Annotated in this window: 17 protein-coding genes, 4 pseudogenes and 1 riboswitch; of the genes and pseudogenes, 10 read left to right on the forward strand and 11 right to left on the reverse strand. The window is 50.6% G+C overall.

Annotation, left to right across the window (positions count from 1 at the left end; genetic code table 11):
* The first annotated feature begins 288 nt into the window (after positions 1 to 288).
* Positions 289 to 477 (forward strand): hypothetical protein, encoded by a 189-nt coding sequence (locus BWI95_RS23480; protein ID WP_054804285.1) that lies wholly within the window; start codon positions 289 to 291, stop codon positions 475 to 477.
* Positions 470 to 655: a hypothetical protein gene (locus BWI95_RS22455; RefSeq protein ID WP_156884963.1), complete on the forward strand. Its 186-nt coding sequence runs from the start codon at positions 470 to 472 to the stop codon at positions 653 to 655. Before BWI95_RS23480 ends, BWI95_RS22455 begins: the two co-directional genes overlap by 8 nt.
* A gap of 900 nt (positions 656 to 1,555) precedes the next feature.
* Here the strand turns inward: BWI95_RS22455 and BWI95_RS22460 are convergent.
* The 3 genes from BWI95_RS22460 to parM are packed head-to-tail and all read right to left on the reverse strand — an operon-like array spanning position 1,556 to position 3,476.
* Positions 1,556 to 1,819, reverse strand: a complete 264-nt coding sequence (locus BWI95_RS22460; RefSeq protein WP_232374497.1) for a hypothetical protein — start codon at positions 1,817 to 1,819, stop codon at positions 1,556 to 1,558.
* Between the two features lie 8 nt (positions 1,820 to 1,827).
* A complete protein-coding gene (locus BWI95_RS22465) occupies positions 1,828 to 2,502 on the reverse strand; it encodes a plasmid partitioning/stability family protein (protein ID WP_076770395.1) in 675 nt (224 codons plus the stop codon).
* A 2-nt stretch (positions 2,503 to 2,504) separates the two neighbouring features.
* Positions 2,505 to 3,476, reverse strand: a complete 972-nt coding sequence (parM, locus tag BWI95_RS22470) for a plasmid segregation protein ParM domain-containing protein (protein WP_054804286.1) — start codon at positions 3,474 to 3,476, stop codon at positions 2,505 to 2,507.
* A 233-nt stretch (positions 3,477 to 3,709) separates the two neighbouring features.
* Here parM and umuD point away from each other — a divergent pair, with 233 nt between their 5' ends.
* Complete coding sequence (gene umuD / locus BWI95_RS22475; RefSeq protein ID WP_054804287.1) at positions 3,710 to 4,153, forward strand: translesion error-prone DNA polymerase V autoproteolytic subunit; 444 nt, start codon at positions 3,710 to 3,712, stop codon at positions 4,151 to 4,153.
* Positions 4,141 to 5,415 carry a translesion error-prone DNA polymerase V subunit UmuC gene (umuC, locus tag BWI95_RS22480; protein ID WP_054804288.1) on the forward strand — a complete coding sequence of 425 codons (1,275 nt, stop codon included), beginning with the start codon at positions 4,141 to 4,143 and terminating at the stop codon, positions 5,413 to 5,415. The genes umuD and umuC overlap by 13 nt, the downstream gene beginning before the upstream one ends.
* Before the next feature lie 980 nt (positions 5,416 to 6,395).
* Here the strand turns inward: umuC and BWI95_RS22485 are convergent.
* Both BWI95_RS22485 and BWI95_RS22490 read right to left on the reverse strand, forming a co-directional pair.
* Positions 6,396 to 7,373 (reverse strand): ParB family protein, encoded by a 978-nt coding sequence (locus BWI95_RS22485; RefSeq protein WP_054804289.1) that lies wholly within the window; start codon positions 7,371 to 7,373, stop codon positions 6,396 to 6,398.
* Positions 7,374 to 7,380: 7 nt separating this feature from the next.
* Positions 7,381 to 8,577, reverse strand: a complete 1,197-nt coding sequence (locus tag BWI95_RS22490) for an AAA family ATPase (RefSeq protein ID WP_415859164.1) — start codon at positions 8,575 to 8,577, stop codon at positions 7,381 to 7,383.
* A gap of 789 nt (positions 8,578 to 9,366) precedes the next feature.
* Here BWI95_RS22490 and BWI95_RS22495 point away from each other — a divergent pair.
* Positions 9,367 to 10,347, forward strand: a complete 981-nt coding sequence (locus BWI95_RS22495; protein ID WP_076770408.1) for a RepB family plasmid replication initiator protein — start codon at positions 9,367 to 9,369, stop codon at positions 10,345 to 10,347.
* A 755-nt stretch (positions 10,348 to 11,102) separates the two neighbouring features.
* Here BWI95_RS22495 and BWI95_RS22500 read toward each other — a convergent pair.
* On the reverse strand, positions 11,103 to 12,443 hold the full coding sequence (locus BWI95_RS22500; protein ID WP_054804291.1) for a hypothetical protein: 1,341 nt from the start codon (positions 12,441 to 12,443) through the stop codon (positions 11,103 to 11,105).
* A gap of 143 nt (positions 12,444 to 12,586) precedes the next feature.
* On the opposite strand from BWI95_RS22500, the gene BWI95_RS22505 reads away from it, so the two are divergent.
* Positions 12,587 to 13,030, forward strand: a complete 444-nt coding sequence (locus BWI95_RS22505) for a DUF6386 family protein (RefSeq protein ID WP_054804292.1) — start codon at positions 12,587 to 12,589, stop codon at positions 13,028 to 13,030.
* A gap of 66 nt (positions 13,031 to 13,096) precedes the next feature.
* Here the strand turns inward: BWI95_RS22505 and BWI95_RS22510 are convergent.
* Positions 13,097 to 13,324, reverse strand: a pseudogene (locus BWI95_RS22510) (tyrosine-type recombinase/integrase); the annotation flags it as partial.
* On the opposite strand from BWI95_RS22510, the pseudogene BWI95_RS22515 reads away from it, so the two are divergent.
* A pseudogene (locus tag BWI95_RS22515) lies at positions 13,308 to 13,577 on the forward strand (type II toxin-antitoxin system VapC family toxin); the annotation flags it as partial. The pseudogenes BWI95_RS22510 and BWI95_RS22515 sit on opposite strands and share 17 nt — an antisense overlap.
* 167 nt (positions 13,578 to 13,744) lie before the next feature.
* Here the strand turns inward: BWI95_RS22515 and BWI95_RS22520 are convergent.
* The gene (locus BWI95_RS22520) at positions 13,745 to 14,377 is read right to left on the reverse strand and encodes a LysE family translocator (protein ID WP_054804294.1); all 633 of its coding nucleotides are present in this window, start codon (positions 14,375 to 14,377) and stop codon (positions 13,745 to 13,747) included.
* A gap of 18 nt (positions 14,378 to 14,395) precedes the next feature.
* A riboswitch (ZMP/ZTP riboswitch) is annotated at positions 14,396 to 14,478 on the reverse strand.
* A 329-nt stretch (positions 14,479 to 14,807) separates the two neighbouring features.
* On the opposite strand from BWI95_RS22520, the gene BWI95_RS22525 reads away from it, so the two are divergent.
* The gene (locus BWI95_RS22525) at positions 14,808 to 15,164 is read left to right on the forward strand and encodes a nuclear transport factor 2 family protein (RefSeq protein ID WP_076770397.1); all 357 of its coding nucleotides are present in this window, start codon (positions 14,808 to 14,810) and stop codon (positions 15,162 to 15,164) included.
* Between the two features lie 164 nt (positions 15,165 to 15,328).
* On the opposite strand, the gene BWI95_RS22530 is transcribed toward BWI95_RS22525, so the two are convergent.
* From BWI95_RS22530 to BWI95_RS22540, 3 genes are all read right to left on the reverse strand, one after another.
* Positions 15,329 to 15,766 (reverse strand): VOC family protein, encoded by a 438-nt coding sequence (locus BWI95_RS22530; protein WP_076770398.1) that lies wholly within the window; start codon positions 15,764 to 15,766, stop codon positions 15,329 to 15,331.
* Between the two features lie 285 nt (positions 15,767 to 16,051).
* Positions 16,052 to 17,560 carry an EAL domain-containing protein gene (locus BWI95_RS22535; protein ID WP_076770399.1) on the reverse strand — a complete coding sequence of 503 codons (1,509 nt, stop codon included), beginning with the start codon at positions 17,558 to 17,560 and terminating at the stop codon, positions 16,052 to 16,054.
* A 306-nt stretch (positions 17,561 to 17,866) separates the two neighbouring features.
* Complete coding sequence (locus BWI95_RS22540; RefSeq protein ID WP_054804295.1) at positions 17,867 to 18,094, reverse strand: hypothetical protein; 228 nt, start codon at positions 18,092 to 18,094, stop codon at positions 17,867 to 17,869.
* Positions 18,095 to 18,328: 234 nt separating this feature from the next.
* Between BWI95_RS22540 and BWI95_RS23580 the strand changes: the two are divergent.
* Together BWI95_RS23580 and BWI95_RS23870 are read left to right on the forward strand one after the other, a co-directional pair.
* Positions 18,329 to 18,400 (forward strand): annotated as a pseudogene (locus BWI95_RS23580) (type II toxin-antitoxin system VapB family antitoxin); the annotation flags it as partial.
* Positions 18,397 to 18,842 (forward strand): annotated as a pseudogene (locus BWI95_RS23870) (PIN domain-containing protein). The pseudogenes BWI95_RS23580 and BWI95_RS23870, both read left to right, overlap by 4 nt.
* Positions 18,843 to 18,884: the final 42 nt, after the last annotated feature.

Here is an 18,884-nt window from a genome sequence, read left to right on the forward strand (position 1 = left end):
AGGACGGACAGTGGCAGAGAGGTGGAGCGCAGCGACGTCCTTCAGGCACTGAAGCGGTGGCCAGCGCGCTGCACTGGCAGCGGGCTCCCTGCCGCCCGCGCCGGCGGCCTCCGCATTCACCGGGAACCCCGCCCGGCGAACACGGAGGGAACGGGTTAAGGGCGCTTTACCGCGTCGATCGCGTAGCGTTTGTACTGCCTAACAGTGATTTTAAAGTGCCGGGAATTGAATTTTATTCAAATGGCCCTATATACACCAACCCCACTTACCTTTCATGCAGGCACAGAAATGGCAGAACAGTTTAAAATGGAAAGAACGCAGTACGTATCTTTCACAAAAAAAGAGGCAGAGATTCTCGATAAAGGCAGAGAAATCGCCAGTGCATTTTCAGCCAAACCGGTTTCAGTTAACAAATTTGTCCGTAAGAATGCGGAACTTCGTGCAAAAAAAATCAACGAGGGTGATGTAAGTGGCTAAAAAATTTGAGAAAACCATCCCAGGCCATCAGTATAAAATTGGGTTAGGGGTTATTCAGGCTGAGAAAATGGGTAAGGCTGCCAGCAAAGTAAATGAAACGCCGCGCGATTTTCTGAAAAAAAGCGCTTTAGACAATGCTCAGGCGCTGATCGATTCGGCAAAGATCGGTAACGATTAGTTAGACCACCTCAAAGGGTATCTTGTAAAACCGCCACCAGGCGGTTTTTTTCGTCTCTCTGCCATCTTTGGGCCCCCCTGTTCTGCCGAACTAAGCTTAATAACGAAAAAAGCCGCCCCTGGGGACGGCTATAAACCTTTCAGTTTTGCCCGTTCAAGTTTTCACCTTCACAGACTCCGGCACCATTAAAGGAACCAGTTGATCAATTGCAGTACAGCAACAATTAAGGTCAGAATAGCGATAATCAGCTCAATCATTCCCCGCACCTCCATCTCTGTGGCGCGTAGGTTACTAGGCAGTCCCCTTTCCTCTAATCCGCCCAATCCGGCTATGCCATTCACTTCGCTAAAAGAAGAATTTCACCACGCTGCCGCCCAGGCTTCCGGGTGCGAAACCGAAAGAGGGCTATACCTTAGCTGCCTGCTTGCCGACAGTTCCGGTACTGTTCACTACCAAATTCAGTTTTGAAGAGCTTGATCGGGCTGCGTTCAGAGGCGGTTCCACGTAGTTTTACTTCATTAGCTGACGCATTATAAACGGTAAATGCTGCTTATAGAATGCTCATTTGCAATGGGTAGGTCATAAGACGTATAATTAACTCGCTAAAAGAAGAATTTCTCCACGCTGTACTCCGGATGCCCGCGAAGCATCACAGGTTACAGAGTAAAAAACCCGCCTTGAGCGGGTTTTTTACTTTATGAGGCCGCCGTCAGGCGGTTTTTTTATGCCCTCTGTTGCCACTCGATAAAACGCCAACTCTGCCGAATCCCAGTCTGCGCCGATCGTTAAAACTCCGGTAACAGAGGCTTTTCAGCTGGCACAGTGAAGCGACCGGACCGCAGGCCCGTGTAAACGCATAAAAAAACCCGCCGGAGCGGGTTCAGGGGAACAGGTCTTCTATCACCGACGGGGCTGCTTTTCTTCGTCAAACGCCAGCAGGACGCCCGCGATAACCATCAGACCGTAGCATATCTGCAGCCCCACCTTTACGGCGACCGGCACATTGTCCAGGGCAACCAGCGGGATGAGGAAGAGGATACTGGCCAGCAGAAATCCGCGACCGGTTTTACGCATCCGGGCGTGCAGCTGCTGTTCCGGAACACCTGCGCGGCGCAGCAGGTCCGTCGTCACGCCTTCCGCTTTCTGTTTAATACGTCCCATCATGCCACCTGTTAAAAGAGTTTTTTCATATTGTCACGGACAGCTGACGCCGGTGCTGCCGGCTGCGCATCGCTGACGTCAGCCCTGCCGGCAGGCTTCACAGGCTCTGAACGAGTGTCATGAGCGGGCTCGGTCACACCGGCAATCTGCCCGGTGAGCGCCCGGAGCGCAGGAATGCTGTCCGGCGGAACCGGCATACTGGTCAGCAGGCGCGGGAGGCGGGCATCGAGCGTGTGCAGGGCGAAACCGGCAATGATCAGGTTACGCAGCAGCACGCCACGCTGCCGGGAGGTGGTGCCTTCCAGCAGGTCAGCAACGCGCCGGGATTCCTGAGAATCCGTCAGCTGAAGCGTGAAACGTCTGCGGGCAGCATTACCGCTACAGTCAGCCGGCGATCCCGTCACGGCAGGCAGTCCCTCCGGCTCCGGTGCTGCACCGGTCTGATACTCCCCCGATAACGCCGCCAGCAGACTGGCCAGCTGACCATAGCGCAGCCTTCCGTCAAAAAGCTCTGTCACCAGAGCGGGGAGACGGTTATCGGCGTGATACAGCACGCTGCCGGCAGCAGCGGCGGTGCGGAGAAAATCTCCCCGCAGCGGCTGTGATATGGTTTCCAGCGTGCCGGCGGCCAGCATGTCAGTGCGGTCGTCAGTGTGGAGATAAAAGGAGTATTTGCCTGCAGGCACGGTCAGCCCTCACGTTGATAACGGGCTATCTCCCTTGCGAGCGCCATCTGCGGATCGCTGATCACTTCAATACGCTCAGCGGCCAGCGGCCATGCCCGGCGTACAGCAGGTTCAATCAGTTCAGCCCCGCCGCCGACCAGGAAAATGCGGTTCACATTCCGGTAGCCGGCCAGTTCGCTGACCACTTTGGCACTCAGGGTGTCGATAGCTTCTTCAATTTTGTCAGTAACATAATCAATCCTGCTCCCATCATTAATGATGCGGTTCAGAAATGCACGATCTTTCCGGTGACGGACCACGCTGTCAGCCACCAGGGGGCTGGTTTCACTGTCTGCTGCGCGCAGCGCTGCCCGGGCCGCCCGCGTGACCATCGACACCCCGACTGAAGGGTTACCCTGCACGGCGCTGATGTCATCAAACTGCCCCACAATCACACCGGCATCCAGCGTGGTGCCTCCCAGATCGATGATGAGCGTGGTCTCGGATACGCCGGGCTTCAGCTCCGACAACCGGGTGTAGGCCGCCGGCAGGGATTCAGGCATGACAATGACGTCGGTGATGACAAAGCGTTCCCGCTTGTTCACCGTAATGTCGCGCAGCAGGTTCTCACGCTTACGGCGGATGTTGGTTTCGTTCTTCTGGCAGTCCTGATCGTAATATTCACTCAGCGGGAGGGTTACTGTCACCGTCACGTCCTGGGGCGCCAGACCGCTGTTCAGCAGTGCATGGTGAACAGCCAGCAGGTTAAGATCGCCATACTGGTATTCCACATTGGTGGTCGGCATGACGTCACGGCTGACGCTGTCCCAGGTATATTTCAGGGTACCAATCTGGTAGTTGAACGCGTTTGCGCCAAAATCGGCCACTTTCCAGCCATGACGGAATGAGTTGGCAGACAGGTGCGTCTTCAGGCCGTCAGCATCAAACCAGGCCAGTTTAACGTTGGTGGAACCGTCGTCACAGTTGATATTCATTTATTGCATCCTTTATTGTGCTCAATTTGAGAATATCATAATCACCATCAATCAAAACGCAATAGTAAATACTCAATATGAGTATATTAATGTGCTCTTTATTATCCATGTGATTTATTTTTGTCCGTTTAACAGCACGCTGGCGCGCCGGACGGCAATTCACCTTGCGCATTTCGTAAACCGGTAAATATACTGTTTATACATACAGTATATTTATAACAAGGAGTGGCGTTATGGATCTGATAATGCTGACCCCGACCGAAAGCGCGCAGGCCCTGGCTCTGCCGCTGTTTCTGGAGATGGTGCCGTGTGGTTTTCCGTCTCCCGCCCAGGACTATGTGGAACAGGAGCTGGATCTCAATGAGTACTGCATACGGCACCGCAGCGCGACCTACTACCTGCGCGCCCACGGCGACAGCATGCGGGATGGTTTCCTCTTTAACGGGGACCTGCTGGTTGTCGACAGTGCCATGAAGCCGGAGCACGGCGATATCGTCGTGGCCGGTATGGGGTCGGAATTTACCGTAAAGCGGCTGCAGACACGGCCGAAACTGTGTCTGCAGCCCATGAACCCGGCTTTTCCGCCCATTTATCCCGATCCGGATGAGCTGCAGATTTTCGGCGTGGTCACCCACATCATCCACCGCACCCGCGAGGTGATGAAGTGTTTGGACTAGCTGACGTCAACTCATTTTATGCCTCCTGCGAGAAGGTCTTTCGCCCCGACCTGAAGGGCTGCCCGGTGGTGGTGCTGTCGAACAATGACGGATGCTGCATCGCCCGGTCTCCGGAAGCAAAACGCCTGGGCATAAAAATGGGCGATCCGTGGTTTAAAATCCGCGAACAAACCTTCGCAGAGAAAATACACGTATTTTCAAGTAACTATGAGCTTTACGCGAGTATGAGTAACCGGGTCATGTCCTGCCTCGAGGAGATGGCGCCACGCGTTGAGCAGTACTCCATCGACGAGATGTTTCTCGATCTGCGGGGGCTGGAAACGGCCATCAGCTATGAAACGTTCGGGGCGCAGCTGCGCGCGCACGTTCAGGCCTGCACCCGGCTCACCATTGGCGTCGGGATGGGACCGACCAAAACGCTGGCCAAATCCGCGCAGTGGGCCTCCAAGGAATGGCCCGCTTTCCGGGGCGTCCTGGCGCTGACACCGGGCAACCCCGCCCGGACGGAAAAACTGCTCGCCCTGCAGCCTGTTCAGGAGCTCTGGGGCGTCGGCAGCCGTATTGCCCGCCCCCTGAACACAATGGGGATCACCACGGCCCTGCAGCTGGCCCGCACAAACCCGGCCTTCATCCGGAAGAATTTCAGTGTGGTGCTTGAGCGCACCGTGCGGGAACTCAACGGCGAATCCTGTATTCCGCTTGAGGAAGCGCCACCGGCGAAGCAGCAGATTGTCTGCTCCCGTTCTTTCGGGGAGAGAATTGTCACCCCCGAAGACATGCGGCAGGCTGTCTGCCAGTATGCAGAGCGCGCAGCTGAGAAACTGCGCACAGAGCGTCAGTACTGCCGGCATATCTCAGTGTTCATCAAGACCTCACCCTATGCTGCTTCAGAGCCTTACTACGGTAACGTGGCGGTTGAAAAGCTGGTGACGTCCACCCAGGACACCCGCGATATCATTGCGGCCGCCATGCGCGGTCTGGAGCGTATCTGGCGAGATGGCCACCGGTATGCCAAAGCCGGTGTCATGCTGAATGACTTTACCGCCACCGGCGTGGCCCAGCTGTCCCTGTTCGATGAGCAGCCGCCCCGCCCCTACAGTCAGGAACTGATGAACGTTCTGGACGGCATAAACCAGTCCGGCCTCGGTCAGGTGTGGTTTGCCGGCCGTGGCATCGCCCCGCAGTGGAAAATGAAACGGGAAATGCTCAGTCCTGCCTACACCACACGCTGGAAAGAGATCCCCCTGGCCCGGATTGGATAAGCCAGGTGGTTCCGGCACCCTGCTCACACAAGCACGGCAGGACGCCGTGCGAAGCTCCGATCTGATTAACCGCACAGGCCACAACCGGTAACCCGGTGCAGCCGGACAGGCCTTTCAGTCCGGGTATGACGGGTTGGGCAAGCCCGGAGGATTCCGGGCGCGGCAGTAGGGTTTAAGCAAGCGGTTAATCTCATGTATTCCCACTCAGCGTTAAGTTCTATTGTCACCAGATATATATTTCTTCTACTTCTTCAGTTTTTCCCATACTGCGCTCTCACCTAATTGACTCTGCCCCAAAATCCTGTGCCGTTCAGAAAAAGATTTCAACATTATCCATATTTCACTGAACAGAAGTTGTGGCAATGAAAAAATACGATTCACCATAGAGCAAATTCTCTTCACCCACAGCAGGCTGAACTGGGCAACCGGGCGTCGTATGTCTTTCGTAAGCAGGGGATTTCGCACGCTATATTCTCTTAATGACGCAAGAAATAAGAAGATACTTTTCCCGCAGAGCTGAAGCATATACGTCAGATGTAAGACGAAAGTCTGCGGCCGGAAAACTGGCGGCCAAGTTGAGCCTCGACAAGGCTATTTTTCATGACCTACAGTAAAAAAATACATGCTGGTACGATTGCGTGAATAATGAATTCCCATTTTGCAGACACATTATGAGTCCAGAGAGCTACAGCTATGTTCTGCGTTACATGTCATCCGCAGCCCGTTCCGTTACCATTCTGCGGACGCCGATGGTGAGAAGCTTCGCCTAAGTATCCGCTAAAAAACAAAACTAAGACTGAAAACCACAAACAATTGGGCAGGCTTTATTTCGTCTTTGAAGGATTTGGCAAGCCCGGAAAATCCGGGCTCGGTTTGGGAAAGACATAATGAAATTGTGGCGATTTCAGAGTGAAATTATGAAGAAAAAACATTTTAAATCAGACAATTAAATACGTAATTTCACTGGCGAAGAATCACCTTTACGCATCATTAGAAAGATGTTTTTGAAGAGCTTTCGCTACAGCTTCATCGATCTCGTCTTGCAGTTCTTTCGATAATCGATTGAATTCGTAAACAAACATGCGCCCTTTATTACGCTTTCTGGCAAATCGGTCTTTGTCCGGGAAAGACCACAGGTTCGTTACAACCGCTTTGTCTTTGCCTTTAAGAGAAGCCATAGCTGCGGTTTCACGGGTTAGGATCTTGATAATCCTGTTTTTAACTTCGTCTTCAGCAAGCGAGGCATCAGCCAGGATGATATTAATTTCTGGTGCAGTTGTTTCGAGCAAGGCCTCAATAGAAAGGTCTTTACCCTTAAGCATTTCTTCCAGCGCACCTAACGCCTTGTAATCTGTAAATCCTAGTTCCGACTGAACCGGGAATATCGAAACTAACAAAGCTGATACAGATGCAGCCTGAATAGCGCGCGTAACTTTTGCTTCCGACAATCCTTCCAACCTGGCAATATCTTTCTGGCTCATGCCCGTGTTTTTGAGCGTTAAAAGACGTAATCCAATCTCACGGATATTGTGCTCCTTGGCAGTCTGGATATCTCTAGCCAGTTTCCGCGCTTCATCAGCGGAGATAGGGGACTTTGTCACCATAATATTCAACGCTGTATGGCAAAGGATGGCAGATGCTCGCCGTCTGGAACCATCGATGATCTCAATGCCTTCTTCACGTTTAATGCCAATGCACGGGAAGAACTGCTGCAATCTAAGGGTAGATGTAATGTCTTTCAGTGATTCAGGGGTCAGACTAGATTGATCGCGACCATTTGTTTCCTGCAGTACGTACGTCTTGCCTTCTACTTCATTTGCAGGAATGGTTTCCAAAGTGAAGACGGCTTTCCGTCCAGTTGAAAGGGTAAAGATTTGCTCAAGCGCGCTGTCTGATAAGTTACTGGTTATTGCCGATGGATTAAATGTCCGACCAATAGTTGCTCTTTTTGTGCTCATAAGTCCCTCAATTCGCTCGGATAAATTCAATGCGATCAAATACAGCTTTTGCAAAATCTTCTGCCGCCAATCTGGCATTTCTCAGAGCTTCATTGCTGCCAATATACGTCGATGGGTTAGCAGATATGACAGTATCAAAAGACTCTCCACATCTCTCAAAACCGTCGAGACGGGGTAGGGCGACATCCAGCATGTCACCGCCAAAAATTTCTTTCGCAAGGCTGTGGCACAATTTATGGTCTGGTTTATTAGAAAGCTTGGACATGAAACCAATGTTGCCAACAAGGTGACATGGATAACCTGATTCGCTGATGATATCCACCAGTTCAGGTAGACGGGTCAGATACTTCAGTGTCGAGTGAAAATCTACCTGTGCAGGTGGTACAGGAGTCAGAAGTAAATCCGCTGCGGCAATCGCATTTTTCAAAAAGGCATCAAGGTGAGGTCCGCTATCGATGAAAATGAAATCATAATCGTTCTTGAGCTTAGCTATTAGATTTTCTTTCAGGACAGCATGCTCGTTCTGAGCAGGTAGATGTTGAGCACATAGTTCTGTCCATGCTGATGCTATAAACGCATCGTCGATGGAAGCAGGGAGAACATCCACTCCCGGGACAATAGAAGATACGATAAACTCATTAAGCAGTTCTTCCCGCGTTACATTCTGCAGCATTGCCTGCGCTGCGGTAGTTTCGACTATGCCAACAGCCTGCGTATGGTTTAAAAACATCGTTGCAGATGACTGGGGATCCAAATCAATAACTAGAATCCGCAGATCTTCAAAGAGCAAATGAGGATGCGTACGTAGGGCATGTGCCAGAGAAACGGTGGATACGGTTTTTGAAACCCCACCTTTTAAATTCCCTACAAAAACGGTAAATGCTTCCTGATGTCTGTCCCTGTATTTCGGGACTCCGCGGTGATGATAAATATCGATAATGTTCTGAATGGACATTGCATATTTGGAGGATGTCCCGGCTGGTCGTTTATCAAAGACATAGCCTTTTTCTTCCATTTCATTTACTGCGTAATCCACGTTTGCTCTGGTGAGCTTTGGCAGTTTAGCCAATGCTGCTTTCGCATATACTTGATAGTAAACGTTTTCTTGCAATTCTTCCTTCTGAGCCCGAATCTGTTCTGTCAGACCAATGAGCATTTTTTCAGAACGTTGCGCTACTTTAAGTAACTGTGATGAGTTGTTCATCAAAAGTTCCCTTTATGCAGGATTAATGAATTTAATCAAGAATGCTACACACAAGAAACAAAGTAAACATTTAACCCAAAATTTTAGCGTAAAGATCAGATGTTTGCTCTCATTGGGATTGGTGAGCGAGGTTTTCAGATTGGCTCGATCAAACATTCAGGATTAAAAGAAAAAAGCTGCCTAGAAGAGTGACCTGAAACCGGTCAAACAGAACGTAGTTATATAAGGTAAGGCTATTGGTGATCGAGTTCCGGAATTAGTTGCAGGGTGAAATAGTTAGTGCAGCTAATTGTGCGCAGATAATCTGAGGCTGAGCATAGTTTGATCAAAAAGCAGATCCTCTGTTTTACCATTGGATAAGACCAAAGAAGATTAAAAAAAATACTGTAACTCTATGACGTTATCCACTTATCCACCGGGTAGATCCAAACAATAATGATCCTAAGTAGATCCACTATAAGATCCAAATAGATCCCCGATCGCTGAGAGCCGCGCCAGTACTGGGCTGGGAGGTGATTGTCATAAGCTATAAAGAGAAGAAGATAAGCTGTGACAAGCACCATATAAACTACAAGGAGATAACTCTATGCTGTAGACAGTAAACAATATAAGCTATAGTCAGATAGCAGCGGTAAGCGGCTGTATAACTTGTATCTAAAAACCACTCTATTTTTCATTGAGCTACGATGTGTTTTATTACATCAGAAAGATTTCGTTGCTCAACGATCCACAGATCTGGAGCTCGTCTTGGAAAACGAAAATAAAGATCTTAAAACCCTGTTTGAAGAGATGGATAAGTCTACTGGTGAACTTATTACCCTCACCCCAAATTCTAACAATACGGTTCAGCCAGTCGCGCTAATGCGACTTGGTGTTTTCGTTCCAACACTCAAGTCACTGAAAAATAGTAAAAATAATACGTTATCAAAAACTGATGCGACCGAAGAGCTGACGCGTTTGTCCTTGGCCAAAGCGGAGGGTTTCGACAAAGTCGAGATCACAGGTCCGAGGCTGGATATGGATAATGACTTTAAAACTTGGGTCGGTATTATCCACTCCTTTGCCAAACATAAAGTGATAGGCGATAAGGTTCAGCTATCATTTGTTGAATTTGCCAAACTCTGTGGGATCCCATCAAGCCAGTCCTCACGCAAGCTCAGGGAGCGCATCAGCCCCTCACTCAAGCGTATAGCAGGCACGGTAATATCATTTTCCCGCACGACTGAAAAGCATACAAAAGAGTATATAACTCATCTGGTACAGTCCGCGTTCTATGATACCGAACGTGATATCGTGGTTCTTCAGGCGGATCCGCGGTTATTCGAACTTTATGAGTTTGATAAAAAAGTACTTCTTCAGCTTAAGGCTATAAACGCGTTGAAGCGCCGCGAGTCTGCTCAGGCGCTATATACCTTTATAGAGAGTCTGCCAAAAGATCCTGCCCCCATATCGCTGGCACGCTTAAGAGCAAGACTGAGCCTGAAATCACCAGTATTTTCACAAAATCAGACCGTTCGCCGGGCTATGCAGCAGCTCAAAGAGATTGGCTACCTTGATTATACCGAGATGCAGCGCGGACGCAGCGTGCTGTTTAACGTACATTATCGTCGTCCCAAGCTCAAAGCACCTAAAGACGCTAGCGAAGAGAATCCTAAGCTGACTGGCAGTCCAGCAAGCCCTCCCGATCAAGAGCTTACCGAAAAGCTCCAGGTTCTTGAAAAGCTTGGCATCACCATGGACGACTTGGAAAAACTCTTCCGTAATAAGTAACCTAATAAGCGTGAGCGATTAACCCCTATTCAATTCTCATCGCCAGTGAGTACCGACGAGTTCAGTGCTCACTACAGCTTATACATATTATTTGACGAGCACTTTTGCTAACCCTGCCCTTCGGTCAGCCGATTCTCGCTGCTATTTACTCGCTATAGTTTATGTTTCACTCATCATTACGTGACAATCCTCACTATAGCTTATGTATCAACATTCCAGAAGTACCTCTGCTCCCTATAGCTTATTTCCTAGCGTTTGTAAGTGCTTGCTTACCTCGGTGGCTAATGAATAAGTGGCTTAGGTTTAGGAAAGGAAGTTAGGTCTACTGAATAACATAAACTATAGCGAGATAGTAACTTGCTATAGTTTATGCCTCTCAGCCTGTGGTTCATTTCACTCGCCATACCTCGTGACATAAACTGTAGTAAGCATATGCTTGCTACAGTTTATGCTTTCATTGAGACAAATGAAGGAAATATGATGGTAATCATCCTGATGCAAGCAAAATGCCTCCATTTACATCGGAATGATCAGCCTATGTTTCGCTGAATTTACTCACTGGTAAGCATTAAGAGAACGCGAGCACGTAGTGATGCTGATGTTGTTTTGCATCGACCATTGTACGGGAAAGGTGAGAAGAGGTGGGCAGCATGGATGAAGGTATTACTTTACTGAACTTGGATAGCGCTAGTATCCTGGCAGACTAATCTCTATGCACCCGTGGTCTGCGCGCTGTGAACCGGAGGCTTGACCCCTTAATCGATAAGATTCATGAAGATGCCAAAAACGTGTCTCGAGAAAGTTTTATTCAGTTCCTGTGGCCAGCGGGGAGGATCAGTCTGCAGTAAACCCAACTCACGCATGCCTTTGTGCTGTTCCGCCTTTCGCTCGCAGTAATCATCGTCGGTATATCCCATAGTTTCGATCACCATAGTATGATGTTTTCCGCCCGGCTTACTGGCTGTAACTATGAAATCCGGCAGAACAAACCCTCTTTCGCCGTTTAGGGTCACTTCGAAATCAAAAAGCGGTTTTTCCAGACTCAGAGCCGGCGCATCCGGTTTTTTTGCAACCCAGCCCGCAACTTCAGCCAAGCTTTCGATGGTGGTGCGCTCAAGTCCGCTGTCGACTGGTACCGGACATCCACGGCGGAATAAGGCATGTGCATATCCTTCGCTGCAGATAACCCTGCCATGCATCCCCCGGCGAAATGCCAGAATGACCCAGTAGGGGGGGCGCGCACCATCCTGCGCTTCGCCATTAATACTTACGCCGCGCTCCGGACGAAACTGCAGCTCTCCACCCGGCCAACAAAACGAGACTTCATCGCGGGTTACCTGATCGGACATAAAAATCTGAAAGAACATCCGCGTTTTGCCTGCTGGCCAGTGAGTGTCTGGACGCTCCAGTTCCTGCATTAGCTTTTCCTTGCCGTTCTCACTCATCGCTGGCGAAAAACGTACAATCTCCGAGAGTCTGCGAGCGTGGATAAATTCGATATTTTCGGCGACAGCCCGAAGTGCATTAATGGATTCCATCACTCCAATCACTGGGAGGGGGTGTAGCGTGGCCAGACGGTTAAGTCCTGCATCCTCTATCAGCGAAAGCAGCAGGCGCGCAATACGCGAACGTCGAGTCCGGCGAGTACGCTCGCCTGCCGGAGCGACCAGACGCCCCGGAGACTTAATCCTGGTTTCGGAGTCGTCAGGCGGCAAAAAACTTCGGTAACTGATGCGCTTGCTGCCTGCTGTTTTACGGGCTCCAGAAGATGTAGCATCAGTATCTCCATTGAACGGACGGAACATCGCGCAGTCAGGCGCATGCTCATGGTTAAATCCGGCCAGAAAAAGAGTACCAGTGCCCTGCATCAGGTTAGCGCTATTCATCTCCGGCGAATCGCCCGGCACACAGTCACACTGCAGCCAGGCTTCCCTTTGCCGCATTTCCAGGAGGATCTTTTCTGCCAGCACGTACTGATCACGCCGGGTAAAAATCCGCCGTCCGGACACGTTCTTTAGGGCGGTTTCTTCGTCCTTGTCCAGCCAGCGGATGAGACCACCCCGAGGTGATTTCTTACGGACAAGTTTCATGGCCATACAGAACAGTTTCCTTTTCTGTGTGAGTAAGTCGCTGATAGGATTGGTGTACTGGAGATTAACACATTGAGCTGCTCAGTAAGGAGCGAGCCAGTTGTACATGACCATTATAATTAGTTCGTAAATATTTAAATGAGATCTGTATGTTAAAAGAATTCTCAGTATTCACTGACACTGCAACGCTTTCAGTATTTGACATTGATGCGGTTAAGCACAGAGTTCCTGATTCACCTGACTGGTGGACCATTGAGGAGAATGAGATCCTTGAAGTGAACAAGGGCAACATCGCTTTTCTTGGGTTGGGCGCTGATGGTGACTACATCGTTAAGGTGTCGGAATCTGTTGAAGGTGAAGCAGGTGCACTGAATTTGCACTTCCCGTCAGGCAACGTTTTTATCGGGGCAGGCGAGGACACGTCCGGAGGCGATCTGGAACCCGACGGATCTGATGTCATCGAAGGAGAAACCTTGAGCTTTGCGCCTGGCTACTACAGCATGAAATATTCTCGCGCAGGAAGTGTAATAGAACTTTGCTTTGAGCCGACCCGGGAAAGATATAATTCTGTAGAAGAGCCTGTACGGATATAAAAGATGGAGCCTTATGTCCATTGACAGGTCATAGATCGCGCTGACGCAGGGAGCCGTTAACGTATGTCAGCCCTTGTGAATGCCCTTGAGTAAGGCGACAGCCTCTTCACCCGGCATTTCAAACCGAACGCGGTGGCGTGCGGCGATATCCAGAGCAAAGACTTTTGTATTTACCTCCGTCGAGCTGACGGATTTGTGCCCCATCAGGGTCTGCAGGATCTTGAGAGGTATGCCGGCGTGCAGCATGTGCATGGCATAGCTGTGCCGGAACGTGTGCGGCGTCACCGGCACGGAGGCCTCGCCCCGTCACATGCAGCTGGTCGATGAATTCTGCGCCCGGCTCGATGCCGTCCTGCCCTGGGACCGCGCCGCAGTGGACGCCACCACGGAAATCCGGGTTGCGCTGCGCCTCGCCGGCACGCCAATTGGCCCGAATGACACGGCGATTGCCGGACATGCCATCGCGACCGGTGCCGTGCTGGTGACGAATAATGTGAGAGAGTTTGAGCCGTTGCCGGATCTGATTCTGGAGGACTGGGTTAAATAACCGCAGCCAGATGTGAAGTAAAAATGTCCGCTTTGTGCCAGAAGCGGACGTTGCTAATAACAGTCTGAATGGATCTACCGGGCACAGGTCAGTTTAGGTGATTGTCCTCATGGGTGATATGAGGACATTCATGATTGAGTGGTGCGTTCTTCAGTGGGAAGCTGTCACTATCTCTTTGCCTCGAAAGCAATCTTGAGGGCTAACCCTGCCAGTACAGTCCCCATTAACCAACGTTGTATTTTTATCCATGCAGGACGACCTGAAAGGAAACCAGCTATTGAACCTGCCACCATGACAATCATGCCATTTACCATCAGGCTTATAGCTATCTGGACACATCCAAGCGCCAGTGATTGACCAAGAAGGCTGCCGTGACCCGGTTGAATAAACTGCGGAAGCAATGACAAATACATGATGGCGATTTTAGGATTAGCGACGTTAGTAATGAAGCCCATCATGAACAATTTGGTAGGGGTATCAATCGGCAAATCTTTAACGCAAAAAGCGGATTTTCCACCGGGCCTTAAAGCATACCAGGCGAGATAAAGAAGGTAAGCGGCGCCGCCAAAACGAAGTAAGTCGTAGGCATAAGGAATAGCAAGCACAAATGCCGTTATGCCCAGTGCGGCGCAAAGCATATAAAATACAAAGCCAAGCGCAATTCCACTCAGGGAAATAAGCCCGGCACGTTTCCCCTGGCAAATGGAGCGAGAAATTAAATAGATCATGTTTGGGCCGGGAGTTAATACCATTCCTAACGCAACCAGGCCAAACGTAAGAAAATGTACGTAATCAGGCATGACTTATCTCCAGAAAGTAAGTTATGCCCAGACGCGCGGCTCGCAATAACCCATGCTTCCCGATAGTGATCTATCTTTAAGCGTCAGTAACATGAGCGCATTTACTATAACACAATTTCAACAACACATGGCTCTGCAAATCATAAACATTAATTGCTGAGGCAGTGCGCGGTTTCCTCTGTTCTGTGGTTACGTCCGCCGAAATGAGCGCGAATGCCCGTTGTGTGCCGTTATATGATGAATTAACCGCTTATCTGAGTCCGGGATGCTCATTGCTCAGGACACTTCGTGATAAGTATGGGTTTTTAACTTTCCCTCTTCACTCAAAATTGCCTCTGGGTTCCAGCCGCACTGAGGACCTGCTGTGGTCCAGTGCATCACTTTTATGTTAGAAGAAAGCATTCATTAAGATCACTTGAGGATAAGCAGAATGCTTCTGGAAAAGCTCAGGTTGCTGGAATGCAGCCTTCACGGTGAAAGGCGAAACAATCGGGAGTGGCTTGAGCGGCTTCTCCATCCTGAATTCCTGGAAATAACACGTTCAGGCGTTATGGTTGACCGTTCAGAGACGATCGCGTCGATATTAAACGAGAAAACTGCATCGCTTATTATCAGCAGCGATTTTCGCCTCACAGAAATGGGGGAAGGTTGCGTCATACTTCACTACCGGACGTTTTATGCTGACGGCAGTCGTCCTGCATTGCGTTCTTCCTGCTGGCTGTATTCGGATAATGGTGACTGGACTCTGGTTTTTCATCAGGGAACGCCAGCTGCAGGCGCTGTGTAAATTTGCGACTCAGATATGGTACATCTGGGTCATAGCTGGTGAAAAGGAGAGCAATCAGTGCAGAACCTCGAGATCGTCTCCCGTCTAATTTCTGATGTGCGCTCAGGTAACAAACAACACACCATTCGCTGGGGTGAAGGAAAAATTATTCCAGGGCCGATGTGTTATGTGAAAGCACGACGTCGGATTGCTTCAAGACCAACCTGCTGTCCATAAGAAAGCTCCAGAGTATTACCATCAGGGTCTGCGAAGAAAACGTAATAACCCACAGGTTCTCCGGCATCTTCAGGGTCTTTGCGTAACACGCCCTCAGCCCGGGCCATACATGTTTTCCTGTCAATTTCTTCGCGGTCGGCACAGGCAACGCCCAGATGACCGAAATGACCCAACGGGGTATCAGTCACTTTGTCTGCCTGAACTAAAACCAGCGCAAATGGGCGGGTGTGATCGCTTAGCCATGCCACTTTACGGGCATCCGGAACATCGGGTTCGCGCCGGTGGACAACAGACAAACCGGCATAGCGCTCATAAAACGCAATACTTTTATCTAATTCTCTTACGACAAAAGCAACGTGCGTAAAACCAACATCTATCTCTTTCATATCTCTGATTTACCTATTCATAGCCAAAAGCTTTACTCTAAAACCTTAAGTACACTTCAGGTCAAGATATGAAACTTTCCTCTATCTACCGGATGTGAATGGTCCTGTTTTCAATCATAGCGGACGTTGCCTGTTTTCAGTCATCTTCACGGCGCCCGACATCCAGACGTACTCTGCCTGCCTCTGGCTGGCAGCACCGTCCCGACATTTCTCTCCTGACTGATGGTAATGAGCGGCAGGCTCATCACTGACGGCCTGCCCTGAAAGTGAACGTAACGGCAGTTTTCAGTTTCTGATCAGAGGCACAAGATGATGAAAGTCAACAGGGGGAGAATAGAGATAACCCTGTTGCCACATTATCCCCCGGGCGGTCAGCCATGCTGCCTGCTCCTTCGTCTCAATGCCTTCTGCCACAATCTGTAAATTTAGTGCACTGGCCATTTCAATCACACTGGCCAGAAGCCGCTCGCCAGCCTGACCCTCTCCAATCCGCCTGACAAAGGTCCGGTCAATCTTGATAATATCCACGCTGACTTCGCTGATGTACTCCAGATTCGCGTAACCCGTACCAAAGTCGTCCAGCGCAATCGCAATGCCATTGTCGTGCAACTCTCTGATTTTTCTCTGCATATCCGTACCGTTGTTAAAGGGTTCCCGCTCAGTCAGCTCTACCGTCAGCATGATCCTGTCCGGCCCAAAGGCCTTCACGAAGGCCTGACATTCAGCGATAAATCCTGCCGCAAGTACATGTGCCTGAGTCACGTTAATACCGACATGCCAGCGGAGCTCTGTGGGCTGCAGTAACACAGACAGTTCACGGGCTGCCTGTACCATCAGACTCCGCGTGAGGGGGATAATCAGATCTGAACTCTCAGCCAGGGGAATGAAACGGTCAGGGGTTATTACTGTGCCATCAGGTTTAACAATCCTGGCAAGCACCTCCACCCCTGTAATTGTGCCTGCCTGAGAGTCAATGACAGGCTGGTACCAGGGCACAAGCTCACCTTTTTCAATCGCAACGGCCAGTTCCTCATAAGGTGTCCTGCGCCGGAATGCGGACAGCCAGAGTCCTGCCGCAGCCAGGCTCCCCAGCAGTGCTGACATGACCAGGGAGGCGTAGCCCTCACGTATAATCCTGGTAACCGGGACGGCACGACTTCCGTCATATTCCACACGCAGCGGATAACGGCCTGAGCTGACGGCATGGGATCTTTTATTCTCTGTGACGATGGGGTGTAGCCGGTTATCTGCAGTGAGGATCATGCCGCCAGCACGCAGCGACAGTGAGCGATGGATGCTGAGAAGTCGTAACGCTTCAGCAGCCGGCTGCGTGGCCATGCTGGTCGTTATCACCCCTTCGGGAAAATCCGTACGCAGTACCATCACCCCCACGCCAGGCGTGATGTAGTCATCGTTCAGCAACATCAGGGTGTGGCCGGCTCCGGCGGGAAAATCCTCTTTTACGGCCAGGGCTCCGCTCCATGATGAGCAGGTCATCTCGCCGCGTTTAAAAAGGCTTATGACCCGGATATGCGCAATGCCAATCGTCAGCCTGCCCAGTTCTGTCCGGACTTCCTGAGTACAGGCATGTGACAGATAGGGCCTGGCAAGCGTTGCTGCACTTCGGGCTTCATCAATCAGTTGCTCATTCGCCTGGACAGCCTTTCTGGCTGCCAGGTCTGTATTGTCGAGATCAGACTGCATGACCTGAAACCAGGTAAAGGTGGCTCCGGCCAGCATGGTGGCAATGCCCAGAGCGAGGATTGCTGAAACGCAGGACATGCGTGAATGCATATTTACTCCGGATTAAAGCAGCAGAAATAATTCGCACCAGACCTGCCCCGTCTGACATCGAAAAAGGATGTGGCTGACTTGTGCATGGTATGAATAGATTCGTTCAGTGACCGGATTATCCTGCTCAGAGCCTTACTGCATCCTGATGCAAGTCAGGGAGTCTGCCGTATGCGGCAGCTGGGCCGGATTAATTAATCCTCCGTCAGGTACAGGGATTTTTACACCTGATTTCGGGCACTGATATTTACTGCGGTGCTAAATATTTACCTGCGGGCAGAGACAGCAGCGTAAGGGCAGGTAATCTCACTACGCCTGCTGACGTTTCAGATAGCCTGTCACCGCCATCGTGGTAAACAGGATGAAAATTCCTGAGACCATAAGTAAATACCCGCCCCCATACTCAGCCGCTGTCAGACTGATGCCCGTTGAGCCGTTCGTGAAGGAGTGGTAATCCCCTGGCTTCACTTTCAGCTTAAAAGAGCCGCCATTTTCTCTGAAGCAGAGGCTTTTCTGCCAGAGGGGTAGGGGTGTCATAACCCTACCCGTGGACAGCCTGAAAGGCTTAGCTTTCAGGCCAGATTGCCGCAGCAGGTGCTGTGCTGACGTCCCTACAGATTAAAGCATAGCCGATCAGCGTACAGTATAAATATCCATGAAACGCCGTGGTCACAGAAAGTCACGCGGGGAACCAATAAATACTTCGCTGCATGTCTGATGTTTACCAGCCAGAAATACGGTGCTATGTCTGCTGGTCTACCCCTGGAGCCTGAAAAAGCCGAACCGGATTTTATGGCGGAGCGCGAGGACGTTGTCAGCGACGAAGGACGATTTGACCTGTGAACAAAACGTATATGCTGGACACCTGTATCTGCTCATTCATCATGCTCGAGCAGTCGGAGAGTGTGATAAACGCCTGAAGCAGACGGTGCCGCGCAACAAACGCGTGGTGGTCTCAGCCACCACAAATGCTGAAATGCGATTTGCCGACTCAGGGCCTCACCAGGCCACGCGCAGCTGATTGAGGCGTAGTACGCACCCCGACGCCATCCTTGTGTGAGACCGCCCCGCGGTGTACGCCATCGCTCATATCAAAGTGGCTCTGAGGCTGGCCGGCAAGCCGATCAGCCAGAGCGACACGGGCATCGCCGGTCGCGCGAAGGTTGCAGGCGCTAGTATGGTGACCAGTAACATGTGGGAATTCACGCGTGTACCGGACCTGATGCTCGAAGACCGGCTAAGAAAAGTTACAGCCGCCGCGAGATTAACCGGAAGCTTAAGGTAAATGTATGCAGCGCTCCGGTTATCTTTAAGAAAACTTTGCTGC

The organism is Kosakonia cowanii JCM 10956 = DSM 18146 (assembly GCF_001975225.1).
Classification (GTDB): domain Bacteria; phylum Pseudomonadota; class Gammaproteobacteria; order Enterobacterales; family Enterobacteriaceae; genus Kosakonia; species Kosakonia cowanii.